Raw genomic sequence first — 17070 nt, 5'->3', positions numbered from 1 at the left:
TTAAAGTAGAGAAATGCTATATTCCCCCACCTGGCGCAAGTTTAGCGAAGCGTAACTTGTGCCTATCTTTTCAGAATGCGTCTCGCATTCCTGTTTTGGAAAAACAGCCTTATTAAAGTATTGATTGTTAGAGGGTTAAAACCAAGCCATTGTACTTGGTTTTGTTATTTTAAGAAGCCAATTGTTGTTCAAAAAATTCTTTGAACTTTTTTTTAGTCAAGAAAGCATCAATCATTTTGAAGACTACATTTTTTTCCCCACCTGGCGCAAGTTTAGCGAAGCGTAACTTGTGCCTATCTTTTCAGAATGCGTCTCGCATTCCTGTTTTGGAAAAACAGTCTTATTAAAGCATTGATTGTTAGAGAGTTAAAGCCAAGCCATTGTACTTGGCTTTGTTATTTTAAGAAGCCAATTGTTGTTCAAAAAATTCTTTGAACTTCTTTTTAGTCAAGAAAGCATCAATCATTTTGAAGACTACATTTTTTTCCCCACCTGGCGCAAGTTTAGCGAAGCGTAACTTGTGCCTATCTTTTCAGAATGCGTCTCGCATTCCTGTTTTGGAAAAACAGTCTTATTAAAGCATTGATTGTTAGAGAGTTAAAACCAAGCCATTGTACTTGGTTTTGTTATTTTAAGAAGCCAATTGTTGTTCAAAAAATTCTTTGAACTTCTTTTTAGTCAAGAAAGCATCAATCATTTTGAAGACTACATTTTTTTCGTCTTCATCCAGCAAAGCAATCAATTTTACCTTTTCAGTGAGGCTTTTATCTCCTATAGTTATTTCCCCCACCTGGCGCAAGTTTAGCGAAGCGTAACTTGTGCCTATCTTTTCAGAATGCGTCTCGCATTCCTGTTTTGGAAAAACAGTCTTATTAAAACATTGATTGTTAAAGGTTTAAAACCAAGCCATTGTACTTGGTTTTGTTATTTTAAGAAGCCAATTGTTGTTCAAAAAATTCTTTGAACTTCTTTTTAGTCAAGAAAGCATCAATCATTTTGAAGACTACATTTTTTTCGTCTTCATCCAGCAAAGCAATCAATTTTACCTTTTCAGTGAGGCTTTTATCTCCTATAGTTATTTCCCCCACTGATGCGCATTTTAATGCGTTCCTTTTTTCTATGAGCATTTATAATGTGTTAGATAACAGTGTATGAAGATTAAAGCCAGGTCGTTTGTAGCTGGCTTTTTAAATAGCTCCCCTGGCACCACCCAATCCATCTGTCTGCCTCCATTACCAGGTCGGGCAACAAAACCCACAAATAGCATACACTCCAAAACGACTAGGATGTAGGCAAGGCTCCAACACCTTGCTTGGCCGCTTTAACTCTTCGGGGGTAGTACTTGAGCAGATGGTATTGATGATTAAACAAGGCAATATAAATGCTCAAAATGTTGTATTGGAAATACAAAAATTTATTGCTCTTAAAAAAATTAACCCACTTGATGCAAAAAACATTGATGAAATCTATAAGCTTGCGAAAGAGATAGCTAAAAACCCTAATTCTGAGTTCGCAAAGGCAATAAAGGGGAATTCTGAGTTGATTGAGGGGTGGGCAGTGCTTCACAAGTCAGGCGCAGATGAGGCTACGAAGTTGGGGAAATTTGAAGAAATGAAGGGGTTTATGGACTCACCAGCCAATAAAGGTAAAAGTATTGATGATTTAGCGAAAGAGGTTAAAGACTTTGGTGGTTACAAAGAGTGGGTGAAGTATGAAAAAATGGGAGGGCTTGTAAGGCATAAAATTGATGCTGATTTGCTAGATGAGCTATCGAAAATAGAGGTCAATGCTAATAATCTAGATGCTATAGAAGCTATTATCGTGAAGAAAAAAACGGATGAAATTGGCTTTTTGTTTGACAAAGATGGAAAGTTATTGGCTGGGCCACTAACTAGTCAAAAAAGTAAGAAAGGGGTGTCTATACCGTTTCCAGATGTGGCTAAACAACTTGAAACTAAATTTGGAATCAATAGAGATGGTTTAAAAGGTTCTTCTTTTACTCATAATCACCCGATAGATGGGGAATTATCAAACTCAAATTATTTGCAAATTTTTAAAAATGACCAAACTGATTGGACACCAGGTACTTTTTCTTGGGCTGATTTGGATAATGCTACAAAGCTACAACAAAAAGAAATAAGAGCAACAACTGAGCTAGGCCATACTTTCATTTTAAGAAATGCGGACAAGTCAAAAAGTCTACCTGATGTTCACGGTGATGTATATGATTTACATGATGGATGGAGAAATGCATTAGATGGACGACATACTGGTGAGAATTCTTTACTTTATCTTGATGATGCATATGACATAACTGCTAAGGAAGTAGAAAGCTTATATCAACTAGCTAAAAAAAGGGCTAACTCTGCAGGTGAGGGGTTATTTGACTTGGAAGATTTTGTGGATCATGAAATATGGAAACTAGTAGTAAATACAATAAATAAACAAGCTAAGAAACGTAACAAGGGTTATCAATTATATTATGACGTACTCAAAAAATAACTATAATTATTTTGATAAAGTACTTGCAACATATACTAATAAAGAGGGTGTAAGTACTTTACTAACAAGTCTTTACGACAAAGTACAAGAAGTCGATCCTCATAATCACAAGCGATTTATGCCTCTGTTATTACCATTATTAAAAAGTGAAGATTGCCAGAGTGAGTCTTCACTTATTGAAATTAGTTTAGGAAATAAAGTAAATGAAAAACATCTACTAGTAACTTATCCTATTACTAAAACAAGAGCAATTGAAATTGAGGAAAGAATCCAAAGATTTAAATCTCTGAATCCTTATGACTTTGGAGAAATAGATGAATTCAGGCAATTGAGAAAGGGAATGTACTTAATTGAATTTATGGAAAGGTATAAAATACGTTATGAGCAAGAAGCTAATATTAATTTCCAAGAACTAGATGATAATACAATGCTTTTAGAAATTTATATTAAAATTTAGTTTTCCCCACCTGGCGCAAGTTTAGCGAAGCGTAACTTGTGCCTATCTTTTCAGAATGCGTCTCGCATTCCTGTTTTGGAAAAACAGTCTTATTAAAACATTGATTGTTAGAGGGTTAAAACCAAGCCATTGTACTTGGTTTTGTTATTTTAAGAAGCCAATTGTTGTTCAAAAAATTCTTTGAACTTCTTTTTAGTCAAGAAAGCATCAATCATTTTGAAGACTACATTTTTTTCGTCTTCATCCAGCAAAGCAATCAATTTTACCTTTTCAGTGAGGCTTTTATCTCCTATAGTTATTTCCCCCACTGATGCGCATTTTAATGCGTTCCTTTTTTCTATGAGCATTTATAATGCGGTTATAAAGCAAACGAAACACTGATTCACTTAGGAGCTAAAGCCAGGTCGTTTGTAGCTGGCTTTTTAAATAGCTCCCCTGGCACCACCCAACCCATCTGTCTGCCTCCATTGCCAGGTCGGGCAACAAAACCCACAAATAGCATACACTCCAAAACAGCCAGGATGTAGGCAAGGCTCCAACACCTTGCTTGGCCGCTTTAACTCTTCGGGGGTAGTACTTGAGCAGATGGTATTGATGATTAAACAAGGCAATATAAATGCTCAAAATGTTGTATTGGAAATACAACATTTTATTGCTCTTAAAAAAATTAACCCACTTGATGCAAAAAACATTAAAGAAATCTATCCACTTGCAAAAGAGATAGCTAAAAACCCTAATTCTGAGTTCGCAAAGGCAATAAAGGGGAATTCTGAGTTGATTGAGGCGTGGGCAGTTCTTCATAAAAGTGGGGCTGATGAAGCTACGAAGTTGGGAAAAAAGGGAGAATTAGAGGAGATTAGAAAGTATTTGGATGATAATCCTAGCAAAACTATAGATGATGTAGCGAAAGAGATTAAAAATGCTGGTGAGTATAAGAAGTGGGTGAAAACTCTTGTTAAGTCTAATAATAGTGGCTTTACATCAGTAAAAATTGGAACCATGCGTACGTTACCGAAGGCTAAAAAAACTGCATCTAATATGGAAAAAGGATTGGAGGTTTTATTAAGTGAGTATAAACAGAAGTTTGCAGGTTTAGCAAAAAATTTACCTGACAGGTTAAAAGTAATATTTTCCAACAGTCCTCCTTCTGGTTATTCACATTCAACTACTGTTGATGCCTTTGTATCAAGAATGCAGAAGAAAAATGTAAAACTATCACCTGAGGATATTAAGACATTAAAAACAATGGAAGTAGATGGTAAACTTGAAAAAGTTTTAGTGTTTGCTAATATAACCTATTCTAATAAAAGTGCAACTGTACTTAAAAAATACCTTGAATTTAGAGGTGTTATAGCTCATGAACTTGGTCACGCTTTTCATTGGAATACTGGTATGGTAACTAATAGTTCATTTATACATAGAAGTGTAGATAATTTATATACCAATTGTGAAAATGTATTCAATATCTTACCACAATCTACACTACAGCTACTAAAACCACAAAGTGCACGAGAGTTAAGGAAGGTTTTTGGGAAACAAGTTAATGGTATCGATGATAAAGCACTAGAGTATTACTGGGATGCTATTGGAGATTTATCGCTTGCATTATCAAAAGGAAAAACTGGTTTTGGTAGACTTGATAAATTGTCGTATTATTCTTCAAAAAACACCCCACAAAAAGAGTTAATTGCCCATACATCAGACTATTATTTAAATGGTAACCCTTTAGTGGAAAAGGTGTTTGGCAAAAATATGAAAGCTCTTCTTGATGATTTTGGTAATACATATTTCAAATAATAGTTATATGGACCTTTTAGATAAAAACGTTGATGAATTGTACTGGCGATTAATTCGGGAATATGAGGAATTATTTCCTGATGAAGTTAGTCCAGCAGATGCAAAAAGATATTTCGGAGAAATTAGGATTATTGAGATACTAGAAAATGCCAGAGGACGTAAAATAAGGTTCATTGAAACGCTTTCTGCAGAGGAAGAAGAGGTGGATGAAATATATTATACGTATGAATATGAAGGTGATCCCTCAAAGGAGGATAAGTTAATTGAAAAATTTTATGATTTAGCGAGACCCCATGCTATAAAGTTTGAATATCAAGGACATCCAGTTATGTTTAGAGACATCATTGGTATAGAAAAAACTATAGTTTTGCTTGAAAAAGCTAGTAGTAGGTACATTGAAGTAATTTACAACGTTAAGGAAGATCAAGAAAATATCTCTCCTGATGATTTAGAATTTATTATTCTGGAAGATGATGAATGGTATGACTTTGAAACTGGTAAAATTAAGAAAGAAGATGAGTTAGATGATTGACTGGCAAAATAGATGCAAATAACTCTCCCCACCTGGCGCAAGTTTAGCGAAGCGTAACTTGTGCCTATCTTTTCAGAATGCGTCTCGCATTCCTGTTTTGGAAAAACAGCCTTCTTAAAGCATTGATTGTTAAAGGTTTAAAACCAAGTCATTGTACTTGGTTTTGTTATTTTAAGAAGCCAATTGTTGTTCAAAAAATTCTTTGAACTTCTTTTTAGTCAAGAAAGCATCAATCATTTTGAAGACTACATTTTTTTCGTCTTCATCCAGCAAAGCAATCCCCCACCTGGCGCAAGTTTAGCGAAGCGTAACTTGTGCCTATCTTTTCAGAATACGTCTCGCATTCCTGTTTTGGAAAAACAGTCTTATTAAAACATTGATTGTTAGAGAGTTAAAACCAAGCCATTGTACTTGGTTTTGTTATTTTAAGAAGCCAATTGTTGTTCAAAAAATTCTTTGAACTTCTTTTTAGTCAAGAAAGCATCAATCATTTTGAAGACTACATTTTTTTCGTCTTCATCCAGCAAAGCAATCAATTTTACCTTTTCAGTGAGGCTTTTATCTCCTATAGTTATTTCCCCCACTGATGCGCATTTTAATGCGTTCCTTTTTTCTATGAGCATTTATAATGCGGTTATAAAGCAAACGAAACACTGATTCACTTAGGAGCTAAAGCCAGGTCGTTTGTAGCTGGCTTTTTAAATAGCTCCCCTGGCACCACCCAACCCATCTGTCTGCCTCCATTGCCAGGTCGGGCAACAAAACCCACAAATAGCATACACTCCAAAACAGCCAGGATGTAGGCAAAGCTCCTCAACCTAAAAAACCGGGCAGAGCAGCGAAGAAGTAGTTTGTGGAGATGGGGCACCTGATGCGATACAAAAAAACTGGCAGAGCTTTATTAATGAAGGATTACCCATCTATTCAGCAAGCTGTAGAGACTAATCCAGGGTTGATTGAAGAGTGAAACCAAGGAAAAAACGTACGCTCTAAGCCACTAAAAGTCCATTTAGTTCAACATATTTTCCGTTGTACCCCACCTAGTTGAGTATATGTATATAGTACGAACTTTAAGCTAGAGACACATGAACGAAAAAGACATAAGCATTGATAAGTATGTTGCCTGGTTAAATGAGGGTAAATCTTACCAAGATATTCGTGAAGACATGCAAGCCCAGGATTGTTCTGAAAAACAGATCAATACGCTGATTCCGTATATAGAGCGAAAGTTTTTTAGAGAAGCCCAAAAACAAGCCAACAAAAGGGTTAATTGGGGTTTTGTAGGTGGTGCCATTACGGTAGTATCAGCAGTGGCTCTTTTTGTTGCCGACAGCAACGCTGTGTATTACTATGGGTTGGCTGGTTTGGCAGCAGTAGAGGTAATGATTGGGTTTGTCTACCAACCTCAAGGTAAGTAACACTGTAGCCCAAAAAAAAGCTTACTACTTGGCAGTAGTAAGCTTTTTTTTAGAGAGAAATTAAGTGTTTGTATTTTTAACGACTATCGGGTAACACAAAATTGAGTACCAAATAAATAGGAATGGTAGCTGCTCCGGTAATAAATGTACCGGCTACAAAACCTATTCTTACCAGGGTAGGGTCTATACCAAAGTAATTGGCGATTCCTCCGCATACCCCAAATATTTTCTTATCATCGCGCGATTTTCTCAGCTTGCGGTCGGGTACCAGGTGGTTCCCTCCTACGGTGTCGTAGGGTTTTAGGTCAGAGTTCATTACCATCGACGGACGCTGGTTTCTTGATGGTTGGCTGGTCCATATTGTTTTAGTATTGAGCTGACTCATGAGCTTTAGTGCAGGATCGTGTCCGGCATTGAGCTGTAATACGCGTTTGCCATAGCTTTTGGCACTGTTTAAGTCTTGTTTATTGCGTTTAAGCAACCAACGGTGTTTATAAGCATTTGCCAAGGCAAATAAAGCTTCTACGTGTACAGGGTTGAGCATGACGGCTTGTTTCAACTCTTCGATCGCACTGTCCCAATCTTCATATTTGCTATACCCCTTACCACGCACCAGATAGTCATTAAAATGACGATCTATCATTGCCAAATCATCTTCTGTCATTCCCAGGTCAGCAGCCATTTGCGTCATTTCCTCTCTAGTCAATGGTCCCTCACCCTGCTTTTGTTGCTCCTGTATTTTCAGAATCTGTTTGATGTATGCTTGTATGGTATCGTCCGAATTCATATATCTCTTTGTATATTTTACTTCTCTCTATTATATGGCTTTTGTCTAGTACAATTTTAAGCAAAATAGCAAAAAAAAAGTAGGGTTTGCCATTTTTGCCCAAAAAAGCGCCTGATATATTCGGGTTAATGTCAAAATAAGTTCATTATTTTTGGCTTATCCCTCTTTATATAAATACACTTTATTCTTATATTTTGTTCCGAATCAGACGGGTTTGGGTTCAAATTTCGTTGGATTTTGTATAAAACGCATCGATGTTTCATTGAATAAGTCTGCCTGATCTATATTTACTACATGCCCGCAATCTTCAAATATTTGCAACAGTGCATGCTTATGTTTGCTTACCAATTGTTTTACCTGGGGTAAAAACATGTAATCTTCCTGTCCCATAATGTATAAAGTAGGTACAGGTATTTCTTCTTCACGAAAGTACCTTAATAACGGGTTAACTTCGCTTGTAAGGTGATACCAACGTAAAAATTCTTTCTGATAGAGTTTTTTTGCCTGTTCGATGAACATAGAGCGTGACTTGCGATGACGACGACGGGGCATAATGACCCAGGCAAAGAAGCTATAAATCCACATATAAGGTACCAGGCTTTTTACTTTATTGCCCAGGTACATCAATACCTTAGAGCGTACATTTAAGCGGATAACCGCCCCGCCCAAAGTCATACTTGTAATACGTTCAGGTTCTTGTTCGGCAATAGACCGTATGATAATGCTGGCAAGAGAAATGCCTACAAAATGGGCTTTTTGTATATTCAGGTGATCTAATACATTCAATACGTCACGGCTTATATCGTTGAAATTATAGCGGTTTTGCATGTACTCTTCAAAAAAGTGTTTTGACCTTCCATGACCTCGCAAATCAATGAGCAATACATTGAAATGTTTTTTAAACGTTCTGATTTGCCTAAACCATATAGATGAGCTTCCTCCTGCACCGTGTACAAACACGACCCAATCTTTGTCTTCGGCTAAAAAATATTTTCTATGATAAAGTAACATGATAATAACAATGGATTAGTATGGAGGTAAACAAAAATAACGTTTTTTTTTAGATTAGGAATGGTACCAAAATAAATTTACATTCTTAACCTCATCTTTTGTTGCTATACTTTGTTAAAAAATAGCCGAATAGCGCTGCTATTAGCCGATTTTTTGCCGCGTCTAGCAACAAAATATTTTATTAAACTATAGAACTTTATTTTTACACCATTCCTTAGGTAAGTTTCATATAAAAAAATAAAGCCTCCTTTTCTATTATTTGCTTGAGTTCCTGCACATGAGGTTGTTCGTAGGTCTGTGTATTTTCAACTAATAAGATAATCAGATTGTTTTGGTTGTATTTACGGTTTTTGTACATAGTTGTTTGTCCTATCAAACGATTTACCTCATTGCGACTTTTGAGTTTGCGGGCAAGCTTCAGCTCAATGCCTACCTTGCCGTTTCCAACGTCTAAGTCTATTTTTTCTCGCCCTCCCATAGATATTTGAGTTTCGACATCATCAAAGTAATGCCGCATTTTCTTAGCAAGCCATTGCTCTATTTGTTTCTCTGAGGCTTTGCCAAATTTTTTCTCGCTGGGTTGCAGCTTTTGCATTAGCTGAAGCACATTTTTGGGAGAAGGTAGTTTTTTGCTTTGCTCATATTGGTTTAAAAAATAAAAAGTAATCACTGCGCTTATACCTAATAGCATTACTGCCTGTATCCACATTTTTTTGTATAAAGTTTGGTGTCAGTTAAAAAGTAGAGTTCAGCAAAGTCCAATACTACAAATTACGCAAAAAAGTATTGAATTTCAAGCAGATAAGTTGCTCAAGTCAGCTGCTTATTAGATCATCGGCTTTTATATTACAAGAAATGCCCTGTTTGATGGATAAGTGAATGGATGAACAGGCAATCTATGATTGGCCAAAATTAAAAAGGCTGCCAACCAAGGCTATCGCTCGCTATGGGGTAGGGGTTTGTGGACAAGCAACCTCACCTAGACAATTTATTTTATACTAGGATTAAAGTGATTACCTGCGGTGAGCTCGTCACAGCAAGCTGTAGACTCGGTTTTAGGATTTATTAATGTTGGTATTCAGACAATTAGTCAAAATCCATCCTCAAAACCATTTTTGTTTAAGTATAACAGAAAGAAATCAACATTCATGAGCCTGGCATGCCACACCCACGAATGTTGTATCAAAATATTATGCTTGCATCAAAAATGCCTTCATGTAATCACTCAGGTCACCGTCTAGCACGTTTTGCACGTCAGAGCGCTCGTGTCCAGTACGTAGGTCTTTGACCATTTTGTAGGGATGTAGTACATAACTACGAATTTGCGAGCCAAAGTCAATGCGTTTTTTCGAGCCTTCTACTTTGGCTCTAGCTTCATTTTTCTTCTCCATTTCTACCTGATACAGGCGCGAACGAAGCATTTTCATTGCTTTGTCTTTGTTTTGTAGTTGCGATCGCTCTTGTTGGCACTCTACAATAATGCCCGAAGGCTTATGTTTTAGCCGTACGGCGGTTTCTACCTTGTTTACATTTTGTCCACCAGCACCACCTGCTCTAAAGGTGTCCCACTCAATATCGGCAGGGCTTATCTCTATCTCGATGGTATCGTCTACTACCGGATAAGCAAATACTGAAGCAAAAGAAGTGTGGCGTCGCCCACCTGAGTCGAAAGGGGATATACGCACCAAACGGTGTACACCAATCTCGGCCTTGAGGTGCCCATAGGCAAAGTCACCTTCTATCTCAAGGGTAACCGATTTTACTCCGGCGGCTTCACCTGCCTGGTAGTTTACTTCGCGTACTTTATAGTTGTTTTTTTCGCCCCACATAATGTACATGCGCATCAGCATACCTGCCCAGTCCATGCTTTCGGTGCCACCTGCCCCAGGATTAATCTCAATCAGGGCATTTAATGGGTCTTCTTCATCGCTGAGCATTTTCTGGAATTCTAGTTCATCCAGGGCTTTTTCGAGTTTGCTAAACAAGTTGGTTACTTCGGTTTCTGAGCCTTCACCTGCTTCGAGAAACTCGTTGAGAATTTCCAGTTCATCCCAAAGGTTTTGCACCTTGTCAAACCGTTCTGTCCATATTTTGATGCTCTTTATTTCTTTGAGCACTTTTTCGGCAGCTTTGGGGTCATCCCAAAACTCCGGTTGATGGGTCACTTTTTCTTTTTCAGCTATGGTCGCTATTCGCTGATCATAGTCAAAGATACCTCCTCAAGTCCGATACCCGGCCTTTTACATCCTTCAATTGATCTGAAGTCATAATAGTTGCTATTATAAGTTTATGTTAAAAATCACTATACACAAATTTGGGGATTTTTCGGAGGATGTGCAAGCCTTTGTACTGTGAACAATAGGGTTCATTAGTAGTTTGCGTCTTTGTTCAAGTAATATTACCCTCTATGAGGCGAAAAAAAATGGGAGGATTTGGAGATTTAACTTATAAAAGTTGGATGGGGGATTGAATAAACTACTACTGGTTTATGTTTTTAGACCTAATACCTGCCAATAGGGGCAAGTATTAAGTTTGTCGTTGAACGAAAGTGAAAAGCTTTCCTTTAACCTAAAACTGAAGCTAATAAAAGCTTATCTCTATTGTGCTTACTTTCAAAGTTTGTTATAAAAAACTAAACGGCTTCTACCACCAGATAAAAGCCGTTTAGACATTGCTATTGCCTATCACGGTTTATTAAGTGATCTTTCATAAATAATTTGAGCCATTAAAGTGTATCTATTGCCCTCATTCTTCTCAAAAAAAAAGCCTCATAGCTTTGGCTATGCACCGTTTTTTTTGAATCGTCTGAGAACAATATATTTTCTTAAATTGGCACATCTTATTTTTTCCAGATCACTAAACACATGCTCAAATACCAACTACTTGAGGCTGGTTGCTTACCGCTCTTATTTTTTACACCAAGCCTTGAGCCATCATAGCATCTGCTACTTTCACAAAGCCCGCAATGTTGGCACCTTTGAGGTAATCGATGTAACCATCATTTCCATCTTTGCCATAAATTACGCATTGTTCGTGGATATTACCCATAATTACCTTCAAACGATCGTCTACCTCTTCGCGTGTCCAGGACATACGCAACGAGTTTTGTGACATTTCAAGCCCAGAAGTAGCCACCCCACCTGCATTAGAAGCTTTACCGGGTGCATACAATAATTTATTGTCTCTGAATATATCAATGGCTTCAGGAGTACAAGGCATATTGGCTCCTTCAAATACCCCTTTACAACCATTTTTTACCAAAACAGCCGCATCTTTACCATCCAACTCGTTTTGAGTAGCCGATGGGTAAGCCAAGTCACAGGCTACCTCCCAGGGGCGGGCACCAGCTCTAAACTCTGCACTTGGGTACTTGTCTATATATTCTTTAATTCTACCTCGACGCTCATTTTTGACCTCCATTACATAAGCCAGCTTCTCTTCATCGATTCCATCTTTATCATAAATGGTTCCTCCCGAATCAGACAAGGTGACTACTTTTGCCCCTAGCTCTATCAGTTTTTGAGCAGTATACTGCGCTACGTTTCCAGACCCCGACACAGTACATACTTTGCCTTCAACCTCTATTTTGTTGCGTTCCAGCATATTCAAAGAGAAATACACATTGCCGTAGCCCGTAGCTTCTGAACGAATAAGACTACCACCATAACTCAAGCCCTTGCCTGTAAGTACGCCAGTATATTCGCCTTTGATACGCTTATACTGACCAAACAAATAACCAATTTCGCGGCTACCTACTCCTATATCTCCAGCAGGTACATCGGCGTTAGACCCAATATATTTTGCCAGTTCGGTCATAAAACTCTGGCAAAACCTCATGACCTCGTTGTCAGACTTCCCCTTAGGGTCAAAGTCGGCACCACCTTTACCGCCACCCAATGGCAATGTAGTAAGGCTGTTCTTAAATACCTGCTCAAAAGCAAGGAACTTCAGGATGCTTAGGTTAACCGAAGGGTGAAAACGTAAACCACCTTTGTAGGGGCCAATGGCACTGTTCATTTGTACCCTAAAGCCACGGTTAATATGGAAATTCCCCTTATCATCGGTCCAGGGAACACGGAAAATAAATACCCTTTCTGGTTCAATCATCCGAGTAAAAAACTTTTCTCCTTTATATGCAGGGTTTTCTTCTTCAAATGGTAATATATCGCGGGCTACTTCGTCAACAGCCTGAATAAATTCGGGTTCATGTGGATTCTTTGCCTTTATTACATCCATAAAGGCAACATAACTGTCATAATGTTTGAATTGTTTACTCATACGTGTGTTAGTAAAAGTTTGAATATCAAGTACAAAGTAAAGGTTTCCTTTTTATAAAAAAACCAAACAGAGATTTATCGCTAAAAGTTCTTAGAAAGGTGAGGTAATCAAAAACAACACCTAATACACTGCAAAACAACATTTATTCTTTTATTTATGCTATTGTATAAGGTAAAAATTAACCCGTAGGTTCAAAAGGTATGCAAACATTCATTTCACTTCCACCAAACAAGAAGTTTTACCTTTGCATTTTACTAAAGTAGTCCCAGATAACAACCCCCATACTCACCGAAATATTGAGCGAATGCTTCGTACCAAACTGCGGAATTTCTATACACACGTCGGCTTGCTTTACTACTTCTTCGTCTACCCCAAATACTTCGTTGCCAAATACGAAAGCATATTTTTTGTCTGCCTCAAAGTTAAACTTTTCCAACGACACACTCTTGTCTACTTGTTCGATAGCCACTATAGTCCACCCTTCTTGTTTTAAGGTAGCCAGGGCTTCTTCAGTAGTTGCTACGTGCTGCCAGGCAACTGACTCGGTAGCTCCTAAAGCAGTTTTTTGAATTTCGCGGTGGGGAGGTTTTGCGGTAATACCGCAGAGGTAAATTTTCTCTACCAAAAAAGCATCACTGGTTCTAAAAGACGACCCTACATTGTGCATGCTTCTGATGTTGTCTAACACTATCACTACTGGTTTTTTGGGAGTTTCTTTAAAGTCTTCTACCGACAAGCGGTCTAGTTCTTCGTTTTGGAGTTTGCGCATATTGCATTTAGCTTCAAAGTAAAAAAACAGCAAGTTACAAGCTTAGGTCAGAAGTTGCAAACCAAATGATAAGGCTCGCCCCAAACTAAATAAAAAAGCGATCAACGGTAGATAAAGCCTACTATTGATCGCTTAAAGGTATCATGTCCCAGGGGTTGATGCTCTGATGGGTTCGACGCAGTTAAACAGGTCTCACTTGAAGCTGTCAGCAATGTAAGCTCTTGGCTTAAAAATCGTTGCCAAAAGTAATGTAAAACTTAGGCTTGGGTGCTACCAGTCCATCTTCTATGCCCCAGGCTACATCGAGCTTGGCATAATAGCCAAGTAACATGGTGCGTACTCCTACTCCATAACTACTGATAAATGGGTCTTTAAAGTCGGTTACGGTGGCTTTAAATGGACTTTGTGGTCCTCCTATATTTCGGGTGTTCAAGCTGTTCTCTTCATTGAGCGGGCTAGGGCCTGTCCAGGCAGAGCCTACATCAAAGAAACCAATAAACTGTAGATTTTTGAAGAAGTTAGAAGTAATGCGCTTACCAAATAAATATTTTACTATAGGCAAACGTAACTCGAAGTTACCTAAGATATAGTTGGTTCCCGACAATTTGTTGTAATTAAACCCTCGCATGCTTGTTACAAACTCAGTAAATAATAAATCACTGTTGTTTTGTTCACTAGAGGTTACTGCCAGTGGGTTATCCGCTCCTCCCCCATCGGTTTGGTTAAAAATCCAGTTATCCATACCACCCAGCAAAAAACTCTTAGGAGCATTGCCCCCAAATTGTCCATAAGAAATACGCGTGGCAAAGATCAAGTCGCGGTGAATTTGGGTATAACGTCTAAACTCCACCGTAAACTTGTTGAAACTTTCGAGTGCAGCTCCTACTCCGAAAAAGTTTTCAAACTTTGCCTTGATACGGGTACCCATCAACATATTCAATCCACGCGATACGGTATTGTCAAACACATACTCCATGCGCAATCCACCATAATTTACATTGACCTCTGGTTGGGCCAGAGCGCTTGCCTGGGGTCTTAGGTTGGTAAATTGAGTAACCGTATACAAAGGAGTTACACTAATGCGACTCAAGTTAGTAAAAGGGTAGGCTATTGTGGCTTCCAGGTTATTTCTGGTATAACGTTGCGACACAGGGTCTTGATTGATAAATATATTGGCTTTTTCGTAGCGAAACTTATAGTCAAATCGCCCCCCCAGGTATTGATACTCGCCAAAAAATGTACTACTGCGCAAATCAGTAATAAATAACAGCCCTGCATTAATTTTGTGGTTTTCCAACATATCAGACATGGCAATTTTTAATACTACCCCCCACCCCCTTAGCGGGTCAATCTCTACAGTAGAAGTTACATTCTCGGTGCGAAAACGGGGTTCATAGTCATAGGGACCTTTTACCTTTACTTTCTTTTCTTTTTTATTTGTTGTGTCTGTTGCCTTGTTTACAATTTTGTCAATAATTCCTGCCTTCTTTTGTATTTCTTTGATTACCTCAGGGTCAAACTGGTAGTCATCAGTGTTTACCTCATCATCGGCATAGCCAATGTTTTTGGTAGTATCAGAGGTGTTGTTGTTAATATTGATGACAGGAAATTTTGTTTTATTGTTGATGTTGTTTGTAGAGTAGCGCTTATTCAACATTTCTTTGCGCAAAGTCTGAAACACATTGGAGGGGGTTTGGTTAAAGTCAAAATTGCTTTTATAATTGACATAGTACCTTCCTTTACGCAACGTCAAAAAGCCCAACCCTTTGGTAAAGTTATTGACATCAAACGCTTCGATGCTTTGACTATAGTTGGTCAGCTGGGTTACTTTGCCAGTGCGTAGGTTGTGCTTATACAATTGGTAAATCCCTGTTTCGTCATTGAGATAAAGCAAAGTATTCCGGTTTAGTAAGGTAGGCTCAACTTCTTTATCGGGCGTGTAAGTCACCCTTTGTAAGGCTTGTTTGCTTACGGTTGGGTCATATATAAAAATGTCAAAATTTTCGGTGTTCATGTCAAAGTTTCCGGTTTGCTGTGCCGTTACTCTTTTCAATGAATCAGAAGGGCGGTTAGAAGAGAACAATATTTTTTTGTTTGAATTCCCCACAAAAGTCGGGTTCATATCGTCGTACCAATCATCAGTCAGTTTTTTTAAGATAGAGTTGTCCAGATCAAACGTATACAAATCATTTTGTCCCGCTTTAATCTTTACATCATTTTTACGATCAGCACTCATGACCAAATGTTTGCCATCGCGCGAAATATCAAAGCTTGTAATATGATTAAAGAAAAACCATACCCGCTCAAAGGTACGTTTCTTGCGCAAAACGTCATATACCGTGAGTTTGGTTTCACCTTTGTGCGCATATACTATGGCCAAACGGCGCTCATCTTGCCAGCCTATCAATGGAATGTTGTTATCAAAACGCTGATAAATGGCGTGGTAGCCTCCCTTATAAATGATCTTCCTTTTTTTGGTAGTCAAGTCTTTCACTATCACACAAAATTTCCCGTTTCTATTTTCAGAGTAAGCGATAAACTTACCATCAGGGCTTATTTTGACGTGATTATATAGGTACTTCTTGGGGTTGCGCCTGCGCACCGAAAAATCTTTAGGGGCTTCTTCGGTTCCTTCTTTGGCAAGGTTCGACAAGTCGCGATAATAGTTGCGCCAGGCACGCATAAACTGACGATAACGCACCCCCAACGAACTGGAGATGCTGTTCTTTTCATTTCTGATAATACGGGCAAGATTTAAAATGTTAGAAATGTTTGTTTTGCTGTATTTTTCGGCAATAAAGTTCCATACCGACTGCCCCACATAAATGGCTTCCTGCCCAGAGGTAATGTTAGGATTGCGACGCTTGCGATGAATAAATAAGTCACGCATGTAGTTGTCCATGTCTTCGCTCCACCCCTCGGCAACATAGGCGGCGGCTCCTTCCAAAAACCACTCAGGGAAACTCCCTATATAAGAGCTTTGCAACATATCTTTCAGGCTTCCGCCAAACATCATTTCATTGATAAACATTTGCGAAATCCCCAGCTTTAGCTCTCGCTTAAACCTGGTTTCGTTCCCCGTATAGGGTACTTCTACCTGCGCCTTAAAAAAATTGGTTTTTCCTCCATTGCCCACAAAGTCTTTATCAAGCCCTACATTGCTTTGCTGCAAGTCGGTGACCGAATTATACACAAAAACTTTAGTTTTGGCATAGGGCGTATACCCCAACAAATCAGTAATACGATCAAACTGATCTTCCAAAAACAACGCCGCAAAGTTTGCCATACGCGCACCGTTGTCATAATAATACACATTAAAGTTAGCAGTGCTCAACACCCTCCAGCGAAACGCCTTATACTGCACACGGTTTTTACCAAAAGTTACTTTAGAGTTTTGCGCATAACTTTGTGGTGCCCACAGGCCAAGCAGCCCGATAAGCATTAATATGGGTAGGCATTGTATTCGTTTTAAGTAATCTTTCATAAGTTAGCAATGAAAATGAAAGTGTGTGAAAGAGT

Annotated in this window: 16 protein-coding genes; 5 read left to right on the top strand and 11 right to left on the bottom strand. The window is 38.4% G+C overall.

What is annotated here, in order from left to right; all coding sequences use genetic code 11:
- Positions 1–631: 631 nt before the first annotated feature.
- Positions 632–790: a hypothetical protein gene (locus M23134_RS41295; RefSeq protein ID WP_004156301.1), complete on the bottom strand. Its 159-nt coding sequence runs from the start codon at positions 788–790 to the stop codon at positions 632–634.
- Between the two features lie 139 nt (positions 791–929).
- A complete protein-coding gene (locus M23134_RS22290; RefSeq protein WP_045114105.1) occupies positions 930–1127 on the bottom strand; it encodes a hypothetical protein in 198 nt (65 codons plus the stop codon).
- Between the two features lie 223 nt (positions 1128–1350).
- On the opposite strand from M23134_RS22290, the gene M23134_RS22285 reads away from it, so the two are divergent.
- Together M23134_RS22285 and M23134_RS22280 are read left to right on the top strand one after the other, a co-directional pair.
- Positions 1351–2502, top strand: coding sequence for a hypothetical protein (locus M23134_RS22285; RefSeq protein WP_198145074.1), 1152 nt, complete (start codon positions 1351–1353; stop codon positions 2500–2502).
- A complete protein-coding gene (locus M23134_RS22280) occupies positions 2483–2959 on the top strand; it encodes a hypothetical protein (RefSeq protein ID WP_045114104.1) in 477 nt (158 codons plus the stop codon). Before M23134_RS22285 ends, M23134_RS22280 begins: the two co-directional genes overlap by 20 nt.
- Before the next feature lie 149 nt (positions 2960–3108).
- Here the strand turns inward: M23134_RS22280 and M23134_RS40040 are convergent, their stop codons facing one another.
- Positions 3109–3306, bottom strand: coding sequence for a hypothetical protein (locus M23134_RS40040; protein WP_045114105.1), 198 nt, complete (start codon positions 3304–3306; stop codon positions 3109–3111).
- A gap of 238 nt (positions 3307–3544) precedes the next feature.
- Between M23134_RS40040 and M23134_RS22275 the strand changes: the two genes are divergently transcribed.
- Entirely contained in the window at positions 3545–4756 is a 1212-nt protein-coding gene (locus M23134_RS22275) for a hypothetical protein (protein WP_198145073.1), read from the top strand.
- 7 nt (positions 4757–4763) lie between these two features.
- Positions 4764–5288: a hypothetical protein gene (locus M23134_RS22270; RefSeq protein ID WP_157558591.1), complete on the top strand. Its 525-nt coding sequence runs from the start codon at positions 4764–4766 to the stop codon at positions 5286–5288.
- Positions 5289–5713: 425 nt separating this feature from the next.
- On the opposite strand, the gene M23134_RS40035 is transcribed toward M23134_RS22270, so the two are convergent.
- On the bottom strand, positions 5714–5911 hold the full coding sequence (locus M23134_RS40035; protein ID WP_045114105.1) for a hypothetical protein: 198 nt from the start codon (positions 5909–5911) through the stop codon (positions 5714–5716).
- A 462-nt stretch (positions 5912–6373) separates the two neighbouring features.
- On the opposite strand from M23134_RS40035, the gene M23134_RS22265 reads away from it, so the two are divergent.
- Entirely contained in the window at positions 6374–6706 is a 333-nt protein-coding gene (locus tag M23134_RS22265) for a hypothetical protein (RefSeq protein ID WP_004156295.1), read from the top strand.
- 76 nt (positions 6707–6782) lie between these two features.
- Here M23134_RS22265 and M23134_RS42210 read toward each other — a convergent pair whose 3' ends face one another.
- The 7 genes from M23134_RS42210 to M23134_RS22230 all read right to left on the bottom strand — a co-directional run bounded on the left by M23134_RS42210 (position 6783) and on the right by M23134_RS22230 (position 17035).
- Positions 6783–7493: a PspC domain-containing protein gene (locus tag M23134_RS42210; protein ID WP_004156293.1), complete on the bottom strand. Its 711-nt coding sequence runs from the start codon at positions 7491–7493 to the stop codon at positions 6783–6785.
- A 204-nt stretch (positions 7494–7697) separates the two neighbouring features.
- Positions 7698–8504: an alpha/beta fold hydrolase gene (locus M23134_RS22255; protein ID WP_004156284.1), complete on the bottom strand. Its 807-nt coding sequence runs from the start codon at positions 8502–8504 to the stop codon at positions 7698–7700.
- Positions 8505–8718: 214 nt separating this feature from the next.
- Entirely contained in the window at positions 8719–9213 is a 495-nt protein-coding gene (locus M23134_RS22250; RefSeq protein WP_004156282.1) for a hypothetical protein, read from the bottom strand.
- Positions 9214–9694: 481 nt separating this feature from the next.
- A protein-coding gene (gene prfB, locus M23134_RS22245) for a peptide chain release factor 2 (protein ID WP_157558590.1) occupies positions 9695–10772 on the bottom strand; the annotation gives its coding sequence in 2 pieces (ribosomal slippage) (positions 9695–10711 and positions 10713–10772; 1077 coding nt in all).
- Positions 10773–11417: 645 nt separating this feature from the next.
- Positions 11418–12782 (bottom strand): NADP-specific glutamate dehydrogenase, encoded by a 1365-nt coding sequence (gene gdhA / locus M23134_RS22240; RefSeq protein ID WP_004156280.1) that lies wholly within the window; start codon positions 12780–12782, stop codon positions 11418–11420.
- Positions 12783–13020: 238 nt separating this feature from the next.
- Positions 13021–13551, bottom strand: coding sequence for an RNA methyltransferase (locus M23134_RS22235; RefSeq protein WP_004156276.1), 531 nt, complete (start codon positions 13549–13551; stop codon positions 13021–13023).
- Between the two features lie 226 nt (positions 13552–13777).
- Positions 13778–17035: a PD40 domain-containing protein gene (locus tag M23134_RS22230; protein WP_157558589.1), complete on the bottom strand. Its 3258-nt coding sequence runs from the start codon at positions 17033–17035 to the stop codon at positions 13778–13780.
- Positions 17036–17070 lie beyond the last annotated feature (35 nt).

The sequence above is a fragment of the Microscilla marina ATCC 23134 genome, from assembly GCF_000169175.1.
GTDB lineage: Bacteria > Bacteroidota > Bacteroidia > Cytophagales > Microscillaceae > Microscilla > Microscilla marina.
The sequence above is the reverse complement of the archived record's forward strand: the minus strand, read 5'-3'. Positions and strand labels throughout refer to the sequence as shown.

Coding starts and splice junctions, on each gene's coding strand:
- M23134_RS22235 (WP_004156276.1), bottom strand. CDS start 13,551: ATGCGCAAACTCCAAAACGAAGAACTAGACCGCTTGTCGGTAGAAGAC.
- M23134_RS42210 (WP_004156293.1), bottom strand. CDS start 7,493: ATGAATTCGGACGATACCATACAAGCATACATCAAACAGATTCTGAAA.
- M23134_RS22250 (WP_004156282.1), bottom strand. CDS start 9,213: ATGTGGATACAGGCAGTAATGCTATTAGGTATAAGCGCAGTGATTACT.
- M23134_RS22230 (WP_157558589.1), bottom strand. CDS start 17,035: ATGAAAGATTACTTAAAACGAATACAATGCCTACCCATATTAATGCTT.
- M23134_RS22265 (WP_004156295.1), top strand. CDS start 6,374: ATGAACGAAAAAGACATAAGCATTGATAAGTATGTTGCCTGGTTAAAT.
- M23134_RS22280 (WP_045114104.1), top strand. CDS start 2,483: ATGACGTACTCAAAAAATAACTATAATTATTTTGATAAAGTACTTGCA.
- M23134_RS22290 (WP_045114105.1), bottom strand. CDS start 1,127: ATGCTCATAGAAAAAAGGAACGCATTAAAATGCGCATCAGTGGGGGAA.
- M23134_RS22255 (WP_004156284.1), bottom strand. CDS start 8,504: ATGTTACTTTATCATAGAAAATATTTTTTAGCCGAAGACAAAGATTGG.
- M23134_RS22285 (WP_198145074.1), top strand. CDS start 1,351: ATGGTATTGATGATTAAACAAGGCAATATAAATGCTCAAAATGTTGTA.
- M23134_RS22275 (WP_198145073.1), top strand. CDS start 3,545: ATGGTATTGATGATTAAACAAGGCAATATAAATGCTCAAAATGTTGTA.
- M23134_RS40040 (WP_045114105.1), bottom strand. CDS start 3,306: ATGCTCATAGAAAAAAGGAACGCATTAAAATGCGCATCAGTGGGGGAA.
- gdhA (WP_004156280.1), bottom strand. CDS start 12,782: ATGAGTAAACAATTCAAACATTATGACAGTTATGTTGCCTTTATGGAT.
- M23134_RS22270 (WP_157558591.1), top strand. CDS start 4,764: ATGGACCTTTTAGATAAAAACGTTGATGAATTGTACTGGCGATTAATT.
- M23134_RS40035 (WP_045114105.1), bottom strand. CDS start 5,911: ATGCTCATAGAAAAAAGGAACGCATTAAAATGCGCATCAGTGGGGGAA.